Genomic DNA, 21352 nt, shown 5'->3' with positions numbered 1-21352 from the left:
ACAACGAACCTTGCCCCTCACAAAACCAAAGCTCTACCCTTCCGTGCGCGGGTCAACCATGCGCCCCGGCTTCTTCATCAGCGCGGCGGCGGTGACCGTGTGTGGCCCAAACCGCCGAATAGCATCGTCCATCACGTTCTCGGCTTCCCGCCACCGCTCGTAGGGATCCCACAACGCCGCCGAAGCCCCATCACCCGCCACCAGGTTTCCGGCCCGCACTCCTACGAGCCGCACACGCCGACCCGCGAATTTTAACTCATCAAACGCGGCAGCCGCCTCGGTGTAAATTTGCCGACCCACGCTTGTTGGCTCCCCCAGCGTGCGCGAACGTGTAATCGTGCGGAAATCGTCCCAGCGCAATTTGATACCCACCGTACGGGCCACCAGATGAGCTGTGCGCAGACGCGCCCCCACCTTCAACGAAAGTTGAAGAAGCTGGCGGCGGATGATCTCGGCATCCGCTACGTCGTATTCAAACGTGACCTCGTTACTGATGCTCTTCTCGTCGCGCTCTGGGGTGACGAGACGAAGATCACGTCCGTGAGCCAACTCGTGCAGCGCACGCGCCGAGGCGTCCCCCACGGCACGCTGGAGGGTGCCCAGTGGCAGCTCGGCGAGGTCACCGATCGTCTTCACCCCGAACGTGCGCAGGTGTTCCCCTGTGACCCCGCCGACACCCCATAGCGCACCGACGGGGAGGGGGTGCAGGAAGTCGAGAGTCAGGTGCGGCTCAATCACTAGGACACCGTTGGGCTTGGCCCGCTGCGACGCCACCTTGGCCACAAACTTGGTAGACGCGGCCCCGACCGAACAGGTCAGCCCGGTGCCCGCACGCACCCGGGCACGTACCAGGGCAGCAATCTCAGCAGGTGAGCCAAAGAGGTGGCGCGCGCCGGCCACATCGAGGAAGGCTTCATCAATACTGAGCTGCTCCACGAGTGGGGTGATATCCCGAAAAATTGCCATAACCCGCCGAGAGGCCTCGCGATACAGTTCCATATGTGGCGGCAATACGATCACGTGCGGGCACAGCCGCTGGGCCTGCGCCAGTGGCTGTGCCGAGTGGATACCGAACCGCCGCGCCTCGTAGGTGGCACTCGTCACCACCGAGCGACCGGTCGGGCTGGCCACCACTGCAGGCTGACCTCGTAGTTCGGGTTTGTCGAGCAGTTCGACCGACGCAAAAAATGCATCCAGGTCGATGTGAAGGATCGACGCCTCACTCCGCTCGTGTGTCATTACTCAAGCTAACCACCAGCTACCGACATTCAACCTGGCATTCGCCCCATAACCGGTTACAGTGGTACGGGGAATTTCGCCCCGGTAGACAAAGGACACCTGACAATGAGCACCCTCGCAGACCGACCGTGGACCGCGCACTACGCGCCCGGCGTGCCCGCCGACCTCACACTGCCCACAATCTCGCTTGTTGACGTGATTCACGCATCCGTCAACGACTATGCCGATACCATCGCCCTCGACTTTTTCGGCGCAACAACAACCTACCGCGAGTTAGGTGAGCAGATCGAGCGTGTCGCCACCGGGCTCCACACCCTCGGGGTGCGCCACGGCGACCGGGTTGCTCTCGTCTTGCCCAACTGCCCACAGCACGTCGTGGCCTTCTACGCGGCCCTGCGCCTCGGGGCCATTGTGGTTGAACACAACCCGCTCTACACGCCTCGCGAGCTGCGCACCCAGTTCGAAGATCACGGCGCGCAGGTGGTTATCGCGTGGGAAAACGTGTGTGGCACGCTCCAGGCGCTGCCTGCGGATGTCCGCCCCACCACAATCATTGCGGTAAACCTCATCGAGGCTATGCCCCTCAGTAAACGCCTTCTCTTGAAACTACCGATTGCGAAGGCCCGTGAAAGCCGACAGAAGCTGGGGACCACCACAACCGGCACCATCCCGTGGCGACGACTCGCCACGAGTGATCGGATTGCCGACAGCATCCGCCGACCCGGGCACAACGACCTGGCTCTCCTGCAGTACACAAGCGGTACCACGGGAACACCCAAGGGCGCCATGCTGAGCCACCGCAATCTCCTCGCCAACGCTCTCCAGGCACAATCGTGGGTGCCCGCCGTGACCAAGGGTGATTGCTGCGTCTATGGGGTGCTCCCCATGTTCCACGCCTACGGCATGACGCTGTGCCTCACTTTTGCAATGAGCATGGGTGCACGCCTGGTACTCTTCCCCTCGTTCGACGTTGACCTGGTACTCGCGGCTGCGCAGAAGCATCTGCCCACTTTCCTGCCGGCAGTTCCACCCATGTATGACCGCATCGCGGAGACCGCCCACACCAAACGGGTCGCCCTCGGCGGCATCACGTGCGCGATCTCAGGAGCCATGGACCTGCCTCCAAGTACGGTCGAGCGGTGGGAGGAGGCCACGGGCGGCTGGCTCGTTGAGGGCTACGGTCTCACCGAGGCGGCCCCGGTGGCTCTCTGTAACCCCGTGGGCAGCAGCCGCAAGGCTGGCACGGTAGGCGTTCCCCTCCCGGGCTGCGAAATCAAACTTGTGGCGGTTGAGAACCCCGAAGATTCTGCCCCCGACGGCGGACCAGGAGAACTGCTGTTCCGGGGCCCCCAGGTCTTCTCGGGTTACTGGAAAAACGCCGAGGCCACGGCCGAGGCGCTAACCCCCGACGGTTGGCTGCGCACCGGCGATATTGTCACGGCGGACAGAGACGGCTTTGTCACGATCGTGGACCGCAAGAAAGAGTTGATCGTCACAGGTGGCTTCAACGTATCTCCCACCGAAGTCGAGAGCGTGCTGCGCTCCTACGACGGGGTGGAGGACGCCGCAGCCATCGGTATCCCGCGCAGCAACGGCGGTGAAAGCGTCGTCGCCGTTGTGGTCATGCGCCCAGGGTACACCTTCGACGAGGAGAGCGTTCGAGAGCACTGCCGTACCGGTCTCACGCCGTACAAGGTCCCCCGATCAATCGAAGTGTGGGACGAGTTGCCTCGATCACTGATCGGCAAGATTCTCCGCAAAGAGATCAAGGAAAAAATTCTCGCGCGCTAACAGCCGACACAGCATGGGCCCCGCAGATTCTGCGGGGCCCATGCGTGCACTCGGTAGTTGCTATGCTTGGGCACGCTCCAGCACAAGCTCGCGCACTCGAGCAGCATCGGCCTGACCGCGCATAGCCTTCATGACGGCACCAATCACGGCACCGGCCGCCTGTACCTTACCGTCGCGGATCTTCTCCAGCACATCGGGTTGAGCCGCAAGGGCCTCGTCAATCGCGATGATCAGGGCACCGTCATCCGAGACAACGGCGAGACCACGGGCATCCACCACCTGCTGCGGGGTCCCCTCACCAGCGATAACCCCCTCAAGCACCTGACGAGCCAGCTTATCGGTGAGGGTTCCCGCGTCAACCAGAGCCGCCAGAGCGGCCACGTTCTCTGCCGAAACGAGCGAAGTAGCCTCGACACCCTGGACGTTAGCAACACGGGCGATCTCACCCGTCCACCACTTACGGGCGGCCTGGGGTGACGCTCCCGCGGCGACCGTCGCTGAGACCTCGGTGAGGAGGCCTGAGTTCTGGATGTCCTGGAACTCCAGGTCGGTAAAGCCCCACTCACCCTTGAGCCGACGGTAACGAAGGGTGGGCGCCTCGGGCAACTGGGCCCGCAACTCCTCAATCAACTGGGCGGTGGGCTGCACGGGCAGCAGGTCGGGCTCCGGGAAGTAACGGTAATCGTCAGCATCCGACTTGGGCCGACCGGCAGAAGTCTCTCCCGTGTCTTCGTGCCAGTGACGCGTCTCTTGGGTGATACTTCCGCCGTTCGACAGAATGTATGCCTGGCGCTGGATTTCGTAGCGCACCGCACGCTCAACCGAGCGCAGTGAGTTCACGTTCTTCGTCTCGGTACGCGTGCCCAGTTTCTCCTGGCCGCGAGGACGCAGAGAAATGTTGGCGTCACAACGGAGATTTCCGCGCTCCATCTTGGCGTCGGAGATACCCAAGTCGATCACCATGTCGCGGATGATTGACACGTATTGACGGCCTACCTCGGGTGCGTCCTCATTCGTCCCCACAATGGGTTTAGTAACAATCTCCACGAGTGGGACACCCGCACGGTTATAGTCCACCATCGAGTACTCGGCCCCCTGGATACGGCCCGTTGAGCCGCCCATGTGGGTCAGCTTACCGGCGTCTTCTTCCATATGCGCCCGCTCAATTGGCACGTGAATCACCCGACCACTGGCCAGCTCGATCTCGACCTCACCCTCATAGGCGATGGGCTCATCATACTGAGAGATCTGGTAGTTCTTAGCCATGTCCGGATAGAAGTAGTTCTTGCGGGCAAAACGCGAACTTTCAGCGATTGAGCAGCCGAGGGCAAGACCCAGGCTGATCGAATAACGCACCGCCTGCTCGTTGACCACCGGCAGAGAACCAGGTAGCCCCAAACAGACCGGGGTCAGATTGGTGTTGGGGGCTGCCCCAAAGTTATTAGGTGCCGCCGAGAACATCTTGGTCTCGGTGTTGAGCTCTACGTGTACCTCAAAGCCCAGGACGGGCTCATACAGTTCAAGGGCCTTGTCAAAATCCATCAGTTTAGCTTTAGCCATTAGTTCACGCCCTTTCCGGCACGCAGTTCGGGGGCCTGAGCCCAGAGCGGACCACCCCACTGGTCCTCGACAAGCGCCTCGAGCGCTGCCCCCACCCGATACAGGCGGGCGTCTTCCCGGGCCGGTGCCATGAACTGGATACCCACGGGCAGGCCGTCCTCAGGTGCCAGTCCGTTGGGCACGCTAATACCCGGAATACCGGCCAAGTTGGCGGGAATAGTCGTGACGTCATTGAGGTACATCGCCATAGGATCTTCGAGTTTCTCGCCCAGGCGGAAGGCCGTCGTGGGCGCGCTCGGGCTGGCAAGAACATCCACCCGACTGAACGCCGAGGCAAAGTCACGCTGGATCAGCGTGCGTACCTTCTGCGCACTACCGTAGTAGGCATCGTAGTAGCCGGCACTGAGAGCGTAGGTGCCCAGGATAATACGTCGCTTGACCTCTGGACCAAAGCCAGCCTCACGGGTGGCAGCCATAACGTGATCAACCGTGCCACCGCCCTCGGGGGTGACCCGGAGGCCAAAGCGAACCGAGTCAAACTTGGCCAGGTTACTCGATGCCTCAGCGGGCAGGATGAGGTAGTAGGCGGCAACAGCGTACTCAAAGTGGGGAGCGTCAATCTCAACGATCTCCGCACCCTGAGCTTCGAGAAGCGCAAGAGACTCGGTGAAGCGCTGAGTGACGCCGGTTTGAAAGCCCTCCCCCTGGAGTTGCTTGACCACGCCTACGCGCAAACCTTTCAGCACCTGGCCGGTGGCCCCCTCGCGAGCGGCGGCAGCCATGGAGGGCCAGGCATCAGGCAGAGAGGTCGAGTCGTGATGGTCGTGACCGGCGATAACGTCCTGCAGGAGGCCAGCATCCAGCACGCTGCGCGAGCACGGGCCCACCTGGTCGAGCGAGGATGCCAGCGCAATCGCACCGTAGCGACTGACCGCACCGTAGGTGGGCTTAACACCGACCGTGCCGGTCACGTGGGCGGGCTGGCGAATCGAACCGCCCGTGTCACTGCCGAGAGCAAGCGGTGTTTCGAAGGCGGCCACGGCTGCGGCCGAGCCACCACCGGAACCACCCGGGATGCGGGTGAGGTCCCACGGGTTGTGGGTGGGACCGTAGGCCGAGTGTTCGGTGCTTGATCCCATGGCAAACTCGTCCATGTTGGTCTTACCGAGTGGCACCAGACCTGCCGCGCGTGACCGGGCGACAACCGTGGCGTCGTAGGGCGACATCCAGCCTTCAAGGATCTTGGAACCGCTTGTGGACGGCATATCGGTCGTCACGAGCACGTCTTTAATGGCCAGCGGAACCCCGGCCAGCGGGCCGAGTTCTTCGCCGGCAGCGCGGCGAGCATCGATACTCGCCGCGACCTCGTGAGCCCGGGCGTTAATGTGCAGGAAGGCGTGCACCTCGGAGTCAACCTCGGCGATGCGCTCCAAATGAGCAGCGGTAGTCTCCACGGAACTCACCTCACCCGAGGCGAGCTTGGCGGAGAGGTCGGCTGCGCTGAGGCGCGTGAGATCAGTCTGGGTCATTACTGCTCCTCCCCCAGAATCGCGGACACAACAAAACGTCCCTCGAACTGTTCGGGGGCACCCGAGAGGGCCTGCTCCGCGGTGAGGACGTTATCACCCACCACATCCGGGCGAAACACGTTCTGTAGCGGAATCGGATGGCTCGTGGCAGGAATATCCGGTGTCGCCACCTCGCTCACCTTGGCAATGTTGCTCACGATCTGGCCGAGGTCCGCGGTGAGGAGCGTAATCTCGTCCTCACCCAACTGGATCTTAGCGAGCTCGGATAAGTGACGAACCACCTCAGGGGTGATCTCTGGGCTTGATGATGTTTCAGGCATACTGCTCCACATGACTAATATTCGAGGGAATCGGGGTCTAGTCTACGGCCTTCGCCACAGCGCCGGGCGCGAGCTCTACAGGGTGAGAGCGCCGGGTCCGTCGGTCACGAGGATGGCAAACTGGGCTGCGTCAAGCACGGGAATACCGAGCTCCTCAGCCTTACTCAGCTTTGATCCGGCACCGGGGCCAGCCGCCACGTAGTCAGTCTTTTTAGACACACTCGATGCGGCCTTCCCACCGGCCAGAATAATGGCTTCCTTGGCACCGTCACGGGTGAATCCATCGAGGGATCCCGTGGCTACCACGGTCAGCCCCTCCAGCACTCCGCCGACCGCCTCGCGCACCCCGGGACCGGGGTGGCCGGGCGTGGCAAACTGCACCCCAGCTGCGGCCCACCGCTCCACAATAACGCGGTGCCAGTCACGTTCACACCACTCCAGAAGCGAATCGGCAATAATCTCGCCGACCCCCTCGACCTCGGCCAGCTGCTCCCGAGTAGCGGCCCGGATGGCATCAAACGACCCAAACCACTCAGCCAACGCGCGCGCGGCAACGGGACCAACGTGGCGAATATTGAGGGCAACGAGGATGCGCCACAGCGGTTTACTCTTGGCCATACCCAGATTCTCGACCAATTTGATGGCGTTGGCCGAGGGGACACTCTCCTCATCACCCGCAAACGCCTCACCGTTCGCCGCTGCCGCGGGGTCAAAATCACCGTCTTTCTTCTGCCGACGGCGACGGAAGGGTGAGTCCTCACGCGGGGTGCCGTCGTCGTTGAGCTTAGGCAGACCGGTCTCAGAATCAAGAACAATCACGTCAACCGGAAACAAATCTTTGAGGGTCAGGTCAAAGAGTCCGGCCTCACCCACCAGGCCGTCCTCGTCGGCGAGCGGGGCTCGCTCGGGGCGCAGCGGTTGTGTGAGAGCCGCGGCTGACACCTCGCCCAGCACCTCAATGTCGAGGCCACCGCGCGATCCAATGTGTTCCACACGTCCACGCACCTGAGCGGGGCAACTGCGCGCGTTGGGGCACCGCAGGTCGATGTCGCCTTCTTTCATTGCCCTCAACGGGGTGTTGCACTCGGGGCAGTGCACCGGCATCACAAACTCACGCTCGGAGCCGTCACGCAATTCGGTGACCGGGCCGAGGATCTCTGGGATGACGTCCCCCGCCTTACGCAACACCACCGTATCGCCGATGAGTACGCCCTTAGCACGCACCACGTCCTGGTTGTGCAGCGTAGCCTGGCGAACGGTCGAACCGGCCACAAACACGGGCTCTACCACCGCGTACGGGGTGGCCCGGCCGGTGCGTCCGATACCCACGTGGATGTCGATGAGCGTCGTGTTGACCTGCTCGGGTGGGTACTTGTAAGCGATCGCCCAGCGCGGGGCGCGACTCGTCGAGCCAAGCTCAGCCTGAACGGCCACGGTGTCCACCTTGATCACGATGCCGTCGATCTCGTGCTCAACGCTGTGCCGCTCGGCTCCAAAGTGCTCGATAAACTCAGCGACGTCCTCGACTGACCCCACAACCTTCGAGTTACCCGAGATGGGGAGGCCCCACGTGCCGAGCAACCCATAGATCTCGGACTGGGTGGCCACGGGCGGGGTGGGCCAGGCACCGATACCGTGCACGAGCATCCGCAACCGACTGAGTCCGTCGCGCATGAGGGCGAGCTTATCGGCCGATTTTCCCTCACTCTTCTGCCGCAGCGAACCGCTTGCTGCGTTGCGCGGGTTTGCAAACATCTTCTCGCCCAGCTCTGCTCGATGGGCGTTGAGGGCCGCGAACTCCCTGACGGGGAAAAAAACCTCACCGCGTACCTCAACGAGGGGCGGGTGACCGACACCCATCAGGCGTGAGGGAATACCGGACACGTAGTGGATGTTCATGGTCACGTCCTCGCCGGTGACACCGTCCCCGCGAGTCGCCGCGCTCACGAGCACGCCGTTCTCATAGCGCAGGTTCATGGCAAGACCGTCGATCTTGAGCTCGCAAAGATACTGGGGCGTGAGACCAATACCACGCTCAATCTTGTGCGCCCATTCGCGAAATTCGTCGAGCGAGAACACATTGTCCAGGCTGTACATGCGCTCAGCGTGTAGAACCGGGGTAAAGAGGTCACTCACTCCCCCGCCGACACGACGTGTGGGGCTATCCTGGCCAGCAACCTCGGGAAAATCGCGCTCCAGCGCCTCCAACTGCTGCATGAGACCGTCATACTCGGCGTCAGACACAAGCGATTCGTCGCGCTCATAGTACGCGGCCTGCAACTCACGGATACGCTCCGCCAGATCGGCTGCCGCGGTTGCCGCCGCAGCCAGCCCGGCCCGGGTGGATTCTGTGTCACTCATAATACCTACGCCTGTGCCTCTACGGAAACGGCACTCACCGTTCGGTCGATCGTGAACTGTCCCAGCACACGCGTTCCCACGTAGAGCACCGCCGTCTGACCGGGAGCAACCCCGTGCAGCGGCTCATCGGGCTCCACGACGAACTCCTCCGTGGCTCCCTCGCGGTAGACCTCAGCCTCGGGGTCAATGCGGGCAATGCGCGCTCGAGCCGGAACAGGGTCGGCATGTGCGCGAATCTGCACCTCGCACTCAAAGTCGCGCTCGGGATGCGCGAGAGGCTGCCCGGCCCAGCTCCAGCGCCCACCGGCGATCGTACCAATCGCGAGCGCCTCCCGGGGCCCCACAACGACGGTGTTGGAGGTCGGACGCACCTCAAGAACAAAGCGGGGACGACCGTCCGGGGCGGGGCGACCGAGACTAAGCCCCTTGCGCTGACCCACCGTATAGGAGTGTGCGCCCCGGTGCTGACCCAGAACAGCACCCTCGTTATCCAAGATGTTTCCCACCTTCTCACCCACCTTCTCGGCGAGCCAACCGCGCGTATCACCGTCCGGAATAAAGCAAATATCGTGGCTGTCGGGCTTGTGAGCCACACCCAGGCCACGCCGCTCAGCCTCGGCACGCACGAGACCCTTCGAGGGGGTCTCGCCGAGTGGGAAGTAGCAGCGGGCGAGTTGCTCAGCGGTGAGCACCCCGAGCACGTAGGACTGGTCCTTGGCCCAGGCGCTCGCCCGGTGCAGTTCGGGATGACCCGCTTCATCAGTGACCAGGGTGGCATAGTGGCCGGTGCACACCGCATCAAAACCGAGGGCAATGGCTTTGTCGAGGAGTGCGGCAAACTTGATCTTTTCATTGCAGCGCATACACGGATTGGGGGTGCGTCCGGCCGAATACTCGGCGATGAAGTCGTCAACGACCTCCGCTCTGAAACGGTCACTGAAATCCCACACGTAGTACGGGATGCCGATAATGTTTGCGGCGCGCTGGGCGTCCATCGAGTCTTCAATGGTGCAGCACCCCCGCGAGCCGGTTCGGAGGGTACCGGGCATACGGCTCAACGCCAGGTGCACACCCACCACCTCGTGGCCGGCCTCGACGGCGCGCGCGGCCGCAACGGCCGAATCGACACCACCACTCATTGCTGCAAGAATCTTCACCCAGATATCCTAACCGCCATCACCGATATTGAGTCGGAAACTTCTCACTGATCAGCACCACCTTTTGGAGAACAACATGCCTGATACCTACCCAAAGGTTGACCTCAAAAAGCACTATGGAGAGCTTTTCTCCGCGGGGAAAAAAGATTTTGCGGTGGTGGAGGTGCCGCCCTTGTCGTACCTCATGGTCGATGGGGCCGGTGACCCCAACACTGAGCCGTCCTACACGGCCGCGGTCGAGGCTCTGTACTCCGTCTCGTTTACTGCCAAGTTTGCGAGCAAAAAGCAGCTGGGTCGCGACTACACCGTGTCCCCCCTGGAAGGCCTGTGGTGGGCGGATAACCCCGAGGCATTTACGGCTCGGGATAAGTCGTCATGGAAATGGACCATGATGGTCCTGCAACCTGAATGGGTCACAGCCGCTCTCATTTCTGATGCAATCGAAACCGTTCGAGCGAAGAAAAACCCGACATCGCTCGACCTTCTCCGCTTCGAGACCTACCACGAAGGCACGTCGGTGCAGATCCTGCACGTGGGTTCCTATGACGATGAGGCTCCCACCCTGGCCCGTCTGCACAACGAGTACCTCCCGGACCACGGTCTCACGTTCAATGGCAAACACCACGAGATCTACCTGGGCGACCCTCGCAAGACCGAGCCGGCCCGGCTCAAGACACTCCTCCGCCAACCCGTCCGGCGCATCGCGGCATAGCCCCTCTATCGGCGTTGCCCGCCTATGCGAGACCGGCCTGCTGCGCTCGTGTATAGGCCTGAGGGAGCGCAGCCACGAGAGCGGCCACGTCGGATGGGGTGCTACCGTGCCCGAGGGTGAAGCGCAGTGCACCGCGCGCCTCCCCCTCGGGCACACCCATTGCGGTCAGCACGTGCGAGGTCTCGGGCACCCCTGCCTGGCAGGCCGAGCCCGTCGAGACCGAGACTCCAGCGGCATCCAGTAAGAAAAGTAGCGAATCACCCTCACAGCCAGGAAACGTAAAGTGCGCATTACCGGGGAGTCGGTCACCGTTTATTGCGACTCCTCGCAACACCGCGTCTGGCACAGCCTCCTGGACACCCCTCACCAGGTCATCCCGTAGCGCGGACAAACGCCTGGCGAACTCGTCGAGCTCTGCGGTCGCCAGTTCGGCGGCGAGCGCAAAAGCCACGGCCCCGGCCACATCCTGAGTGCCGGATCTGGCGCGCTGTTGGCCTCCGCCGTGTTGGAGGGGTACCGCGGTGACACTCCGGGAAAGGATGAGCGCCCCAATGCCGACGGGCCCACCGATTTTGTGGGCGGATACGCTCATGGCCTGCACCCCAGAGCGGGCAAAGTGCACAGGAAGGTAGCCGAGGGCGGAAACCGCGTCGAGGTGAAGGGGTACGGCATACTCTGCGGCAACAGCAGCGAGTTCGGGAACGGGCTGGACGGTGCCGACCTCATTGTTGGCCCAGAGGGTGCTGACGAGGGCCACCTGTGGGCCGACCGCGGCGAGCGCGGCACGCAGCTCAGTAGGCGCAAGGCGGGCATTATCATCCAGGGGTAGTGGGGCGAGGCGCGCGCCCTGGGTCGCGGCGAGCCATTCGGCGGCGTCGATGGTGGCGTGATGTTCTGCGCCCGGGATGAGAAGAGTCGGCCGGACAGCGTCACGCTGCCGGGCCCACCAGATGCCCTTAATGGCGAGATTGATCGCCTCAGTACCACCACCGGTATATGTGATTTCGATGGGTTCACAGCCGAGAGCGGCGGCGAGGCGTTCGCGCGCCTCTTCAAGGGTACGTTTGGCACGTTGACCGTGGCTGTGGATAGAGGCAGGGTTACCGACAACGGCAAGCGCTTGCACATAAGCGTCGCGCACCTCGTCGCGCAGGGGGGTCGTTGCGGCGTGGTCGAGGTATACGCTCACGAGATTTGTCCTGTTCCGGTCACGGAATCCAGGATAACGCGGGATACCCTGTTACCCATGAATGATTCTGTTTTACCCCGGTTAGGTGTGGTTGTACCGACGGACGGTCGTGTGAGTGTTCCGCGATTATCGGTGTGGTCCGAGCACGCCACAGCTCTGTGGCTGTGTCTGTTGCCTGCTGGCGGTAATTCGACACCGCTCTCAGAGTGGCCGATGGCCCTGGTGAGCGATGGCGTATGGTCGGTGGAGTCGGCGGCGATGGTTCCCGGCCAGCGATACGCGTTGCGGGCAGAGGGGCCAGAGGGTCCTACGCATCGCTTCAACAGTGAGCGTCTCCTGCTTGACCCGTACGGCCGCGGGGTGGAACAGACGAGTGATGGGGTGTGGTGCTCGGTTGTAGTGGCGGACGGGTTTAGTTGGGAGGGCGTGGCTAAACCTGCCATCCCGCTGGATCATTCAGTGGTGTACGAGACCCATGTGAAAGGTTTTAGCGTGCTGAACGAGTTGCTGCCATTTCCTGTACGGGGAACATACGCGGGGTTGGGGCACCAGGTGTCGATCGCGTATTTGACGTCGCTGGGGGTGACGGCGGTGGAGTTGTTACCGGTGCACGCGTTTGTATCGGAGGAGCGGCTTCAGGAGTTGGGAATGGTCAACTACTGGGGGTATAACTCGCTCGCATTCTTTGCACCGCATAACGCGTATGCCACACGGGAGGCCCGGAAGGCGGGCCCGTCCGCGGTGATCGCAGAGTTTAAGACCATGGTCCGCAATCTACACCGAGCGGGAATCGAGGTCATCCTGGATGTGGTGTACAATCACACGGCAGAGGAGGGGCCGGAGGGGCCGACGACAAGTCTGCGTGGTCTCGATAATGCCTCGTACTATCGACAGGATGAGACGGGGCGTTACGTGGATGTCACGGGGTGCGGTAACACCGTAAACTTCGGTTCGGCCGCCGCGGTGCGGCTGGTTCTGGATTCACTGCGCTACTGGGCCAACGAAATGCAGGTGGACGGTTTCCGATGTGACCTGGCTGCCACGCTCGGGCGAAACGGGGATGCGGCGTTTACACCCGATCATCCGTTGCTATCGGCTGTGGTGAGCGACCCGGAACTGGCGGGCGTCAAGATGATCGCCGAGCCGTGGGATGTTGGCATTGGCGGGTGGCAGACGGGTCACTTCCCGCGCGGCTGGTCCGAGTGGAATGATCGCTATCGGGATCGAATGCGCGATTTTTGGTTGCAGGATATTGCAAAAGCCCGCCACGACGGGGATGCCGGGAGTGGTATCGGTCGGTTCGCCACGCGTTTTGCGGGCTCTTCGAACACGTTTGCGCAGGATCGTGGGCCGCTCGCCTCGGTCAACTTCATCACGGCCCACGACGGCTTTACGATGGCGGATCTCACGGCGTACAACGTCAAACACAACCTGCTTAACGGTGAAAACAATCGGGACGGCACCAATAACAACAACTCGTACAATCACGGGTATGAGGGGCCTAGCAATGACGAGAATATCGAGCGAGTGCGGCGCAAGGCGGTGCGTAATCTCCTGGGTACGCTGCTGTTATCGGCCGGTGTGCCGATGCTCGCGGGTGGTGACGAGTTTGGCCGTTCCCAGCAGGGCAATAACAACGCGTACTGCCAGGACAACGAGATTTCCTGGTTGCCGTGGCGACATGAGGCCTGGCAACACGATCTGCTGCGCACCACTCAGCACCTGGTGCGGTTGCGACACGAGAATCCGGCACTGCGCCCCCGACACTATGGGCAGATGGATCGGGTCATTCCCCAAGCGAGCAAAATGGAGTGGTTCGATGGGTCCGGTAATCGGATGCCGGAGAGCGATTGGAACTCCCCCCTCAACCGCACGCTACAGTACGTGGCAACGAGCACACCCGAGTTTGAGGAGTTTAACCGCATCCTCTGCATCGTGCACGCGCTTGAAGACGACACTATTGTGACGCTTCCCCGCTTTGACGGGGTCACAAGCTACGAATTGTTGTGGGATAGCGCGGATGAGGCACCCCGGCCCAACCCGGAAAGTTATGGCCAGTTCGCCCCGGGAACCACCCTGCGCATCCCCGGAACATCCATGCAGTTGTATCGCGCGCTGAGCTAACCCGCACAGAAGAGCTGTCGGGCCAATCTTCCCGTCTGCCTCGCGCTGATGGCTACGTATTCGGTACGGTCAGTGTGTGCAGTTAATGAGCCCAGCCCTCGGCCGAATCCCCCTTCTCGATCCCGCGCCCGCCGTGGCACATAATCGGTGGCGTCCTCGCGCGTTCTCCGGGGAGGTGGTGCCTTTCGCAATCACGGCGTTTCGGGAGGGCCACGACCGGATCGGAGCCCACCTGATCCTGATCTCGCCATTGGGCGATGAGACAACTCACGTACTCGCAGAGTTAGATCCCGGAAGCGACCGGTGGGGTACCCGCATTCGGCTGGATACCGAGGGCGAGTGGGCCTTCCACTTCCGCGGGTTCAGCGATGACTACGCGACCTGGCTACACAATGCGCAGATTAAAATCCCGGCCCGTGTCGATGTGGATGTGATGCTCGCCCTCGGCCAGCAGATTGTCACGCGGGGGGCGAAGGAACAGGGCCGACCGGCCGTCGAAAAGCGTCTCCTCACCACGCTAGCCACCGCTTTGGGGAACAGGTCACTCACCCCAGAGAAGCGGCTAGAGGTGGCGAGTGGCGAGCGAGTACGTGCAGTACTGGCGCTGCGTCCCATCGCCGAGCTTTCAAGCGTCACCGGAGATTTTCACCTGCTGGTCGAGCGGGAACGTGCCGGGGTTGGCTCCTGGTACGAGTTTTTTCCCCGGTCCGAAGGAGCAGTTCGCCGTGCTGACGGGTCCTGGCGCAGCGGTACTTTTGCCACGGCAGCCCGCCGGTTGCCGGCGATCAGCAACATGGGCTTTGACGTGGTGTACCTGCCGCCGATCCACCCGATCGGGCGGTCGTTTCGTAAAGGCCCCAACAATACTCTGACGGCCGGGCCACATGATCCCGGGTCCCCCTGGGCGATCGGCGCGGCGGAGGGCGGACACGACGCAATTCATCCCGACCTGGGTACGGTGGCCGATTTCACGGCTTTCTGCGCCGTGGCAGCCACCCACAATATGGAGGTTGCGCTCGACCTTGCCCTTCAGGCGTCACCGGACCATCCGTGGGTTCTGGAGCATCCCGAGTGGTTCACCACACTGCCGGATGGTTCAATCGCACACGCCGAGAATCCGCCCAAGAAGTATCAGGACATCTACCCGATCAACTTTGATAACGACCCCGAGGGAATCTACGCCGAGGTGTTGGGGATCGTACGCCTCTGGATCTCACGCGGTATCCATATCTTCCGGGTGGATAATCCCCACACAAAACCCGTCCATTTCTGGGAGCGGCTCATCGGGGAGGTCACCTCGGAGCACCCCGGAGTGATATTCCTGGCCGAGGCGTTTACCCGCCCGGCCCTGCTGCGCACACTCGCTCAGGTGGGTTTCCAGCAGTCCTACACATACTTCACCTGGCGCAACACGCGGGAAGATCTGGCGGAGTTTCTGACGTCGGTGACAACCGAAACCGCCGACTATCTGCGACCCAACTTCTTCGTGAACACCCCCGATATCCTCACCGAGTATCTGCAATTTGGAGGGAGGCCGGCATACAAGATCCGCGCAGCACTCGCCGCGACGACGGCCCCCACCTGGGGAATGTATTCTGGCTACGAACTCATTGAGAATGTTGCCCGTCCAGGGGCCGAGGAGAATCTCGACAGCGAGAAGTACGAGTACCGTCCCCGAGACTATGCTGCCGCCGAACGCGAGGGTCGCTCACTGGTTCCCTACATCACGCGACTCAACGACCTGCGCCGCACGCACCCCGCACTTCGCCAATTGCGCAATCTGACCCTGCACTCCTCCGACGACGACAGCATCCTGGTCTACAGCAAGCACCTTGCCGCCGAGCATGCCGACTCCGGCCAGAGCGACACCCTCATCGTTGTGGTCAATGTAGACCCGCACAACATCGCGGAGACGGTGGTCCATCTCAACCTCACGGCCCTGGGTCTGGCACCCGGGTCATCGTTCCCCGTCACCGACCTGCTCACAGACGCCACCTGGATGTGGAGCGAGCACAACTACGTCCGCTTAGATCCCGAGGTCGAACCGGTGCATATTCTCCGCCTGGATGGAGCCAGCCGTGGCTAGCGGCGGGGCGCGGACCTCAAACACCGCGTCCGAACCGACCCCCGACGTTCTACTCTCTCTCGCACACGGAACTCACTCAGACCCGCACTCGGTTCTCGGCCAGCACAGACAAACGGTCGCCGGGGGAACGTCGGTCACCGTCATCCGTGCGCTCCGCCCTCTCGCCGCGCGCGTCGTCGCGCGCCGCGATGATGGAACACGCGTCCCTCTCGCCCATCTGGGCCAGGGTGTCTGGCAGGGTAGCACCCTCGAGGAACCAGATGATTATGTCCTGCACACCGACTACGCCGAGGGCCACACGTGGGTTGCCGATGACCCCTATCGCTACCCCCCCACGCTCGGCGAACTCGATCTACACTTGCTCGCGGAGGGCCGACACGAACAACTGTGGACGGTACTCGGCTCCCATACACGCGATCACCACGGGGTTCACAAGCTGACCCCCGGCGTTTCTTTTAGCGTCTGGGCACCGCGGGCGCGGGCGGTGCGCGTGGTGGGTAACTTTAACACGTGGGATGGCGCGCTGCATAACCTTCGCCGCCTCGGCGGCTCGGGCGTCTGGGAGGTCTTCCTGCCGCATCTCACCCCCGGTGAGGTCTATAAGTTTCAGATTCTGGGACGCGATAACATCTGGCGCACCAAAGCCGACCCCGTCGCGCGTCGCACGGAACACCCCCCGGCAACCGCCTCAATTATCGAGAAAAGCCACTACGAGTGGCAGGACGAAGAATGGCTGGCTACGCGTGCCGCATCCTCACTGCACACGGCCCCCCTGAGCGTCTACGAGCTTCACCTGGGTTCCTGGCGTCCCGGTCTCGGTTATCGAGAGGCCGCCGATCAGCTCATCGAGTACGTACAACAGCTGGGGTTCACTCACGTTGAGTTCATGCCGCTCGCGGAGCATCCGTACACGCCCTCATGGGGCTACCAGGTCACGGGCTATTACGCCCCGACAAGTCGCTTTGGCACTCCCGACGACCTGCGCTACCTCATCGACAGGTTGCACGGGGCAGGTATCGGTGTGCTGCTGGACTGGGTGCCGGGGCACTTCCCCAAGGATGAGTGGGCTCTCGCGCGCTTCGACGGCGAGCCGCTTTACGAACATCCAGACCCGAGGCGTGGCGAGCAGCAAGACTGGGGCACTCTCGTGTTCGACTTTGGTAATCCGGGCGTGCGTAACTTCCTGGTGGCCAACGCGCTCTACTGGTGTGAGGAGTTCCACATTGACGGGTTACGCGTCGATGCTGTCGCCTCGATGCTTTATCTCGATTATTCGCGCGGCGAGGGTGAGTGGTTGCCCAATATCCACGGCGGCCGCGAGAACCTGGAGGCCGTGAGTCTCCTCCAGGAGGTGACCGCCACCGTGTACCGGCGGCATCCCGGCGTGATAATGATTGCGGAGGAATCCACCAGCTGGGACGGCGTCACTCGCCGCACCGACTCGGGCGGGCTGGGCTTTGGTCTCAAATGGAACATGGGCTGGATGAACGATACCCTCCGCTACCTAGCGAACGACCCGATGTACCGTTCCCACCACCACAACGACATCACGTTCTCCCTCGCGTACGCGTGGAGCGAAAACTACATCCTGCCGATCAGCCACGACGAGGTCGTGCACGGCAAAGGATCCCTGGTGGCCAAGATGCCCGGTACGCCCGAACAGAAACTCGCCAATGTACGCGCTTATCTAGCCTTCATGTGGGCCCATCCGGGCAAAAAGCTGCTCTTCATGGGGCAGGAGTTTGGGCAACTCGACGAGTGGAGTGAACAGCGCGGCCTCGACTGGTGGATCAGTGACGAGCCTGGTCACCGGGGCTTACTCGCGCTGACCGCTGACCTCAACGCGCAGTACCGATCAACCCCTGCCCTGTGGCAGCTGGATGAGTCCCCCACAGGATTCGAGTGGATAGCCGCCCACGATGGCAGCCACAATGTTGTCTCGTTCATCCGCTGGGATGAGCAGCGACGACCCACTGTGGTTATCGTCAATTTCTCGGGAATCGACCTCAACGGCTACCGCTTAGGTTTACCCCGCGAGGGACGCTGGGGCACCGTCTTCAGCAGCAACCACGCTCGGTACGGGGGCTGGGATGCCCCCGGCCAGGCCACCTGGCAGGGCGAGGCGCGACCGTGGGATGGCCAGCCAGCTTCGACGGCTCTCCTCGTGCCCGCGCTGAGTGCACTGTATCTGCAACCCACTACGTAGACGTACCGAACTGGCTGCCCTCCTAGTAGAGCAGGGCAGTCAGGCGACGGCGCGCTGCCCCGACACGGGGATCTGTCACACCCACCACGTCAAAGAGTTCGAGCAGTCGCTCGCGAATACGGTCCCGCTCATCCGTATCACGCGCAGCAAAAAGTGTCAGGAGACGATCAAAAGCGTCCTCAATGTGCCCGCCGGACAGGTCAAGGTCGGCCACGTCCAATTGGGCATCCAGATTCTGCGGATCTGCGGCTGCGGCTCCCCGAACCCCGTCGAGTGTCTTACCTGACAGGCGCGCAAGTAAGCTCACACGGGCGAGTCCGGCGACGGCCTCGGTATCGCGTGGATTGCTGAGGAGCGCCTGGCGGTACTCTTCTTTCGCTGTCGGGAAGTCTCCTCGCTCCAGCGCGCCGAGGGCCTCTGCATGATGCGGAGGCATCGGGGCAGGGGCTGCAGGGTCACTCGCCTCGGCCTCAACCACGACCACCGACCCGGTCACGCCCGCCTGGGCGGCCAACTCAAGTACCTGGTTAAGCACCTGGATAACATCAGCCTCCGGCAGCGCACCCTGGAATAGGGGGATCGGCTTACCAGCAACCACGGCGACCACCATAGGGATGGACTGAGCCTGGAATGCCTGTGAGAGACCAGGGTTACTCTCCACATCGACCTTCGCAAGGAGGATTCGACCGTTGAGTTCCCGAGTCAGCTTCTCCAATATGGGGGTGAGCTGTGTGCAGGGCTGGCACCACTCGGCCCACAGGTCAATGATGACCGGGACAACCGTAGAAAGACGCGCAACCTCCGCAAACGTCTCATCGGTTACGTCCATCACGAGGGAGGGAACGGACACGGGATCACCCGACGGGGAGGGGGCCCCGGGGACCGTGGCGGGCTGCTGACCCGCCTGCGACTTGTGAACGAGCGGCGATAAATCAACCGCACCGCCCCCCATGAGACTGTTAAGCCGAGGGTCAGACATCAATTTGCTCCCGCCTTCACCAGGCTGTGTGTGAAGCCCAGTAGTTTGATTTTATCTTTCGAGTCTGCACCCGGCACGGAGAAGAGTAGCTGGTACTCCCACGTCTGGTACAGACCGGTGTTCGACTTGTTGGTACCGGCCAGAGCAGCGGCAGCCGATCCGCTAAAGGTAATCTCTGCGCGTTCGTTCGTGGGCACAATCGTTTCGGTATCAAGAACCGACACCGCCACAAGCGCACCCTGCTGGGCCGTTGACAGGGCAACGACCTCGCCGTCACCCGGGACGGTGCTAAAGCTGGCCTCCCCTTCTTGATCGTTTGCCGCAAATCCCTGGCGCTCCGACTGACGCCAGGACTGGCCGACCTGGCTCACCAGGTTGTCATCCGTCACATCAAAGTAGTCGTAATAGTTGGAATCGGCACCGTTGTTCAACACGTCGGCATAGGCCGTCGCGATATTTTTTGGTTGCAGCTTGAGCGCGTTAAAGTCAGGGGCGAGCCGCGAAGTTCCGATATATGCCGGGGCGGCATCCGGCAGCACCGAACCACCGCTGATCTCGACCGCATAGTGAATCATGTAGTTATCGTGCGGAGACTTCTGGATCAGAACGACGCCAAGGGGCGGATTCTCGCTGTCGGTACCGTCCTCTACAACCGTAAAGATTGTGCGCGGCCATGTCTTTGTGCTCTGGGGCAACTCATAGTCCATCACGGTGGAAGACAGCGCTCCGGGGGCTTTGGTATCCGGAGACTTCGCACGAATAGTGTAGTTTGCCAGTCGCTCGTCAAGCGCTGCCCCGGCAAAGCGGGTCTTCGCCATCTCAGCATCGAGCTCGGTATCAGCGGTGGTCGCAACATCGGAGGCATCCGTGAGGATACGCGTGAGTTGCGGTGAGGTCACGGCGGGGGGCAGAGCATCCTGGTCCTCAGCTGAAGCCGTTGCAGCAGCGGTACTCCCTGGAGCCACAGGCTCATTGCCAAACTTGGGCCAGTAGTCAGCCGAGCAACCCGAGGCCATCAAAGCCACAGACAGAACAACGGGAATCGCAAGGAGCTTCGTGCGACCTCCCCCGAGGGCACGACGCCGATCCTTCTCAATGCTCTTGGGGCTGACCCCGGTGAGCGCAGATTGGCGGCGGAGACCAGCCAGTCGCTTAGTATTGCCCCGCCGTGGTCGGGTTGAACGGCGGTCGTGGTCAACAGCTAAAAGGTAGAGGAACAGACCGACTATTCCCAGGATGATACCCCCCACGAGAAGCGGACCGGCCAGGGGCGTTGATTTGTCCACCGACCAGCTCAGAGACACTCCGTCGAGAACTTTGTCCCCGTTACGGGCGGCCACAATCACGGAAATACCCTCGGGAAGGTCCATAGCCTGTGTCAGGAGGTTGTCCTCAGAGTATTCCGCGAGCCAGAGGTCGCTACCCTTCGGATCTGGGTTCTTCGGAAGAGCCAACTGAGATGTCTCCATCGCGTCGCCCTCGGCCGGAGTCTTCGTGGCCGTGGTATCGCTCGGCTCGCTATCGCCTGAGACCACCAGCTTTCTATACGCGTCCTCATCGGCCTTCACCGACACGCTCGACAACTCGCCGGTTTTCTGGTCGATTGACAGCACATCGTGCGGCACGGCGGTCAGCCACGCTTGCACATCGGCCGTCCGGGCATAGGCGAGATAAACGTTTTTTTCTCCGCGAACCGTGACCGTCTGACGACCCACATTCTCAGCCAGAACATCGGCAGGTAGGAGCGCGTATTGGCTGTCGGCGGAAAGTTCCGTGGAGACCCGAATGGCCGATGGTCCCGACAAAAAGGTTCGCTGGCCAATCCCCAACAGTATGAGGACAGCGGCCAGCGCAAGCGTGGCAATTGCGAAAACATATCGCACGTATAAGCTCCTTCGTTTCCCAGACCGCGCGGGCTCCCCGGTAGGGGGTGCGCAGGTATGGCAAGCGGATCAACGATACCTGACATCGCCCTCGACAGTACGTTTTATCGCGGCGGTCATGGGCCTTCGTGGAAGTTTAGTATGAACGGTGGACATGGATATCGCCTGAAAACCTTCCGACAAGGATGAGACATGGGGTGAGACGAGCCTCTCGTG

14 protein-coding genes are annotated in these 21352 nt (G+C 62.1%); 5 read left to right on the top strand and 9 right to left on the bottom strand.

Annotation, left to right across the window (positions count from 1 at the left end; translation table 11 throughout):
- Positions 1-33 precede the first annotated feature (33 nt).
- Positions 34-1239, bottom strand: coding sequence for a DNA polymerase IV (dinB, locus tag FB466_RS09915; protein ID WP_141918217.1), 1206 nt, complete (start codon positions 1237-1239; stop codon positions 34-36).
- Positions 1240-1344: 105 nt separating this feature from the next.
- On the opposite strand from dinB, the gene FB466_RS09910 reads away from it, so the two are divergent.
- Entirely contained in the window at positions 1345-3030 is a 1686-nt protein-coding gene (locus FB466_RS09910) for a long-chain-fatty-acid--CoA ligase (RefSeq protein ID WP_141918216.1), read from the top strand.
- Between the two features lie 60 nt (positions 3031-3090).
- Here FB466_RS09910 and gatB read toward each other — a convergent pair whose 3' ends face one another.
- The 5 genes from gatB to mnmA form a co-directional block, all read right to left on the bottom strand.
- Positions 3091-4590, bottom strand: a complete 1500-nt coding sequence (gene gatB, locus FB466_RS09905; protein ID WP_141918215.1) for an Asp-tRNA(Asn)/Glu-tRNA(Gln) amidotransferase subunit GatB — start codon at positions 4588-4590, stop codon at positions 3091-3093.
- Entirely contained in the window at positions 4590-6119 is a 1530-nt protein-coding gene (gene gatA, locus FB466_RS09900) for an Asp-tRNA(Asn)/Glu-tRNA(Gln) amidotransferase subunit GatA (RefSeq protein WP_141918213.1), read from the bottom strand. Before gatA ends, gatB begins: the two co-directional genes overlap by 1 nt.
- Positions 6119-6439 carry an Asp-tRNA(Asn)/Glu-tRNA(Gln) amidotransferase subunit GatC gene (gene gatC / locus FB466_RS09895; RefSeq protein WP_141918212.1) on the bottom strand — a complete coding sequence of 107 codons (321 nt, stop codon included), beginning with the start codon at positions 6437-6439 and terminating at the stop codon, positions 6119-6121. The genes gatA and gatC overlap by 1 nt, the downstream gene beginning before the upstream one ends.
- Positions 6440-6514: 75 nt before the next feature.
- On the bottom strand, positions 6515-8800 hold the full coding sequence (gene ligA / locus FB466_RS09890; RefSeq protein ID WP_141918210.1) for an NAD-dependent DNA ligase LigA: 2286 nt from the start codon (positions 8798-8800) through the stop codon (positions 6515-6517).
- A gap of 5 nt (positions 8801-8805) precedes the next feature.
- A complete protein-coding gene (gene mnmA, locus FB466_RS09885) occupies positions 8806-9957 on the bottom strand; it encodes a tRNA 2-thiouridine(34) synthase MnmA (RefSeq protein ID WP_246054621.1) in 1152 nt (383 codons plus the stop codon).
- 76 nt (positions 9958-10033) lie between these two features.
- Here mnmA and FB466_RS09880 point away from each other — a divergent pair, with 76 nt between their 5' ends.
- Entirely contained in the window at positions 10034-10669 is a 636-nt protein-coding gene (locus FB466_RS09880) for a GyrI-like domain-containing protein (RefSeq protein WP_141918208.1), read from the top strand.
- 22 nt (positions 10670-10691) lie between these two features.
- On the opposite strand, the gene FB466_RS09875 is transcribed toward FB466_RS09880, so the two are convergent.
- Positions 10692-11858, bottom strand: a complete 1167-nt coding sequence (locus FB466_RS09875) for a cysteine desulfurase family protein (protein ID WP_141918206.1) — start codon at positions 11856-11858, stop codon at positions 10692-10694.
- A 57-nt stretch (positions 11859-11915) separates the two neighbouring features.
- Here FB466_RS09875 and glgX point away from each other — a divergent pair, with 57 nt between their 5' ends.
- The 3 genes from glgX to glgB all read left to right on the top strand — a co-directional run bounded on the left by glgX (position 11916) and on the right by glgB (position 18274).
- Positions 11916-13982 (top strand): glycogen debranching protein GlgX, encoded by a 2067-nt coding sequence (glgX, locus tag FB466_RS09870; protein WP_141918204.1) that lies wholly within the window; start codon positions 11916-11918, stop codon positions 13980-13982.
- A gap of 85 nt (positions 13983-14067) precedes the next feature.
- On the top strand, positions 14068-16068 hold the full coding sequence (locus FB466_RS09865; protein ID WP_141918692.1) for an alpha-1,4-glucan--maltose-1-phosphate maltosyltransferase: 2001 nt from the start codon (positions 14068-14070) through the stop codon (positions 16066-16068).
- On the top strand, positions 16049-18274 hold the full coding sequence (gene glgB, locus FB466_RS09860; RefSeq protein ID WP_141918202.1) for a 1,4-alpha-glucan branching protein GlgB: 2226 nt from the start codon (positions 16049-16051) through the stop codon (positions 18272-18274). Before FB466_RS09865 ends, glgB begins: the two co-directional genes overlap by 20 nt.
- 22 nt (positions 18275-18296) lie before the next feature.
- Here the strand turns inward: glgB and FB466_RS09855 are convergent, their stop codons facing one another.
- Both FB466_RS09855 and FB466_RS09850 read right to left on the bottom strand, forming a co-directional pair.
- On the bottom strand, positions 18297-19253 hold the full coding sequence (locus tag FB466_RS09855; RefSeq protein WP_141918201.1) for a tetratricopeptide repeat protein: 957 nt from the start codon (positions 19251-19253) through the stop codon (positions 18297-18299).
- Entirely contained in the window at positions 19253-21136 is a 1884-nt protein-coding gene (locus tag FB466_RS09850; RefSeq protein WP_141918199.1) for a DUF8094 domain-containing protein, read from the bottom strand. The genes FB466_RS09855 and FB466_RS09850 overlap by 1 nt, the downstream gene beginning before the upstream one ends.
- Between the last annotated feature and the right edge of the window lie 216 nt (positions 21137-21352).

Origin of the sequence: Klugiella xanthotipulae (assembly GCF_006716695.1) — a bacterium.
Classification (GTDB): Bacteria; Actinomycetota; Actinomycetes; order Actinomycetales; family Microbacteriaceae; genus Klugiella; species Klugiella xanthotipulae.
This window is presented reverse-complemented; position numbering and strand designations above follow the sequence as displayed.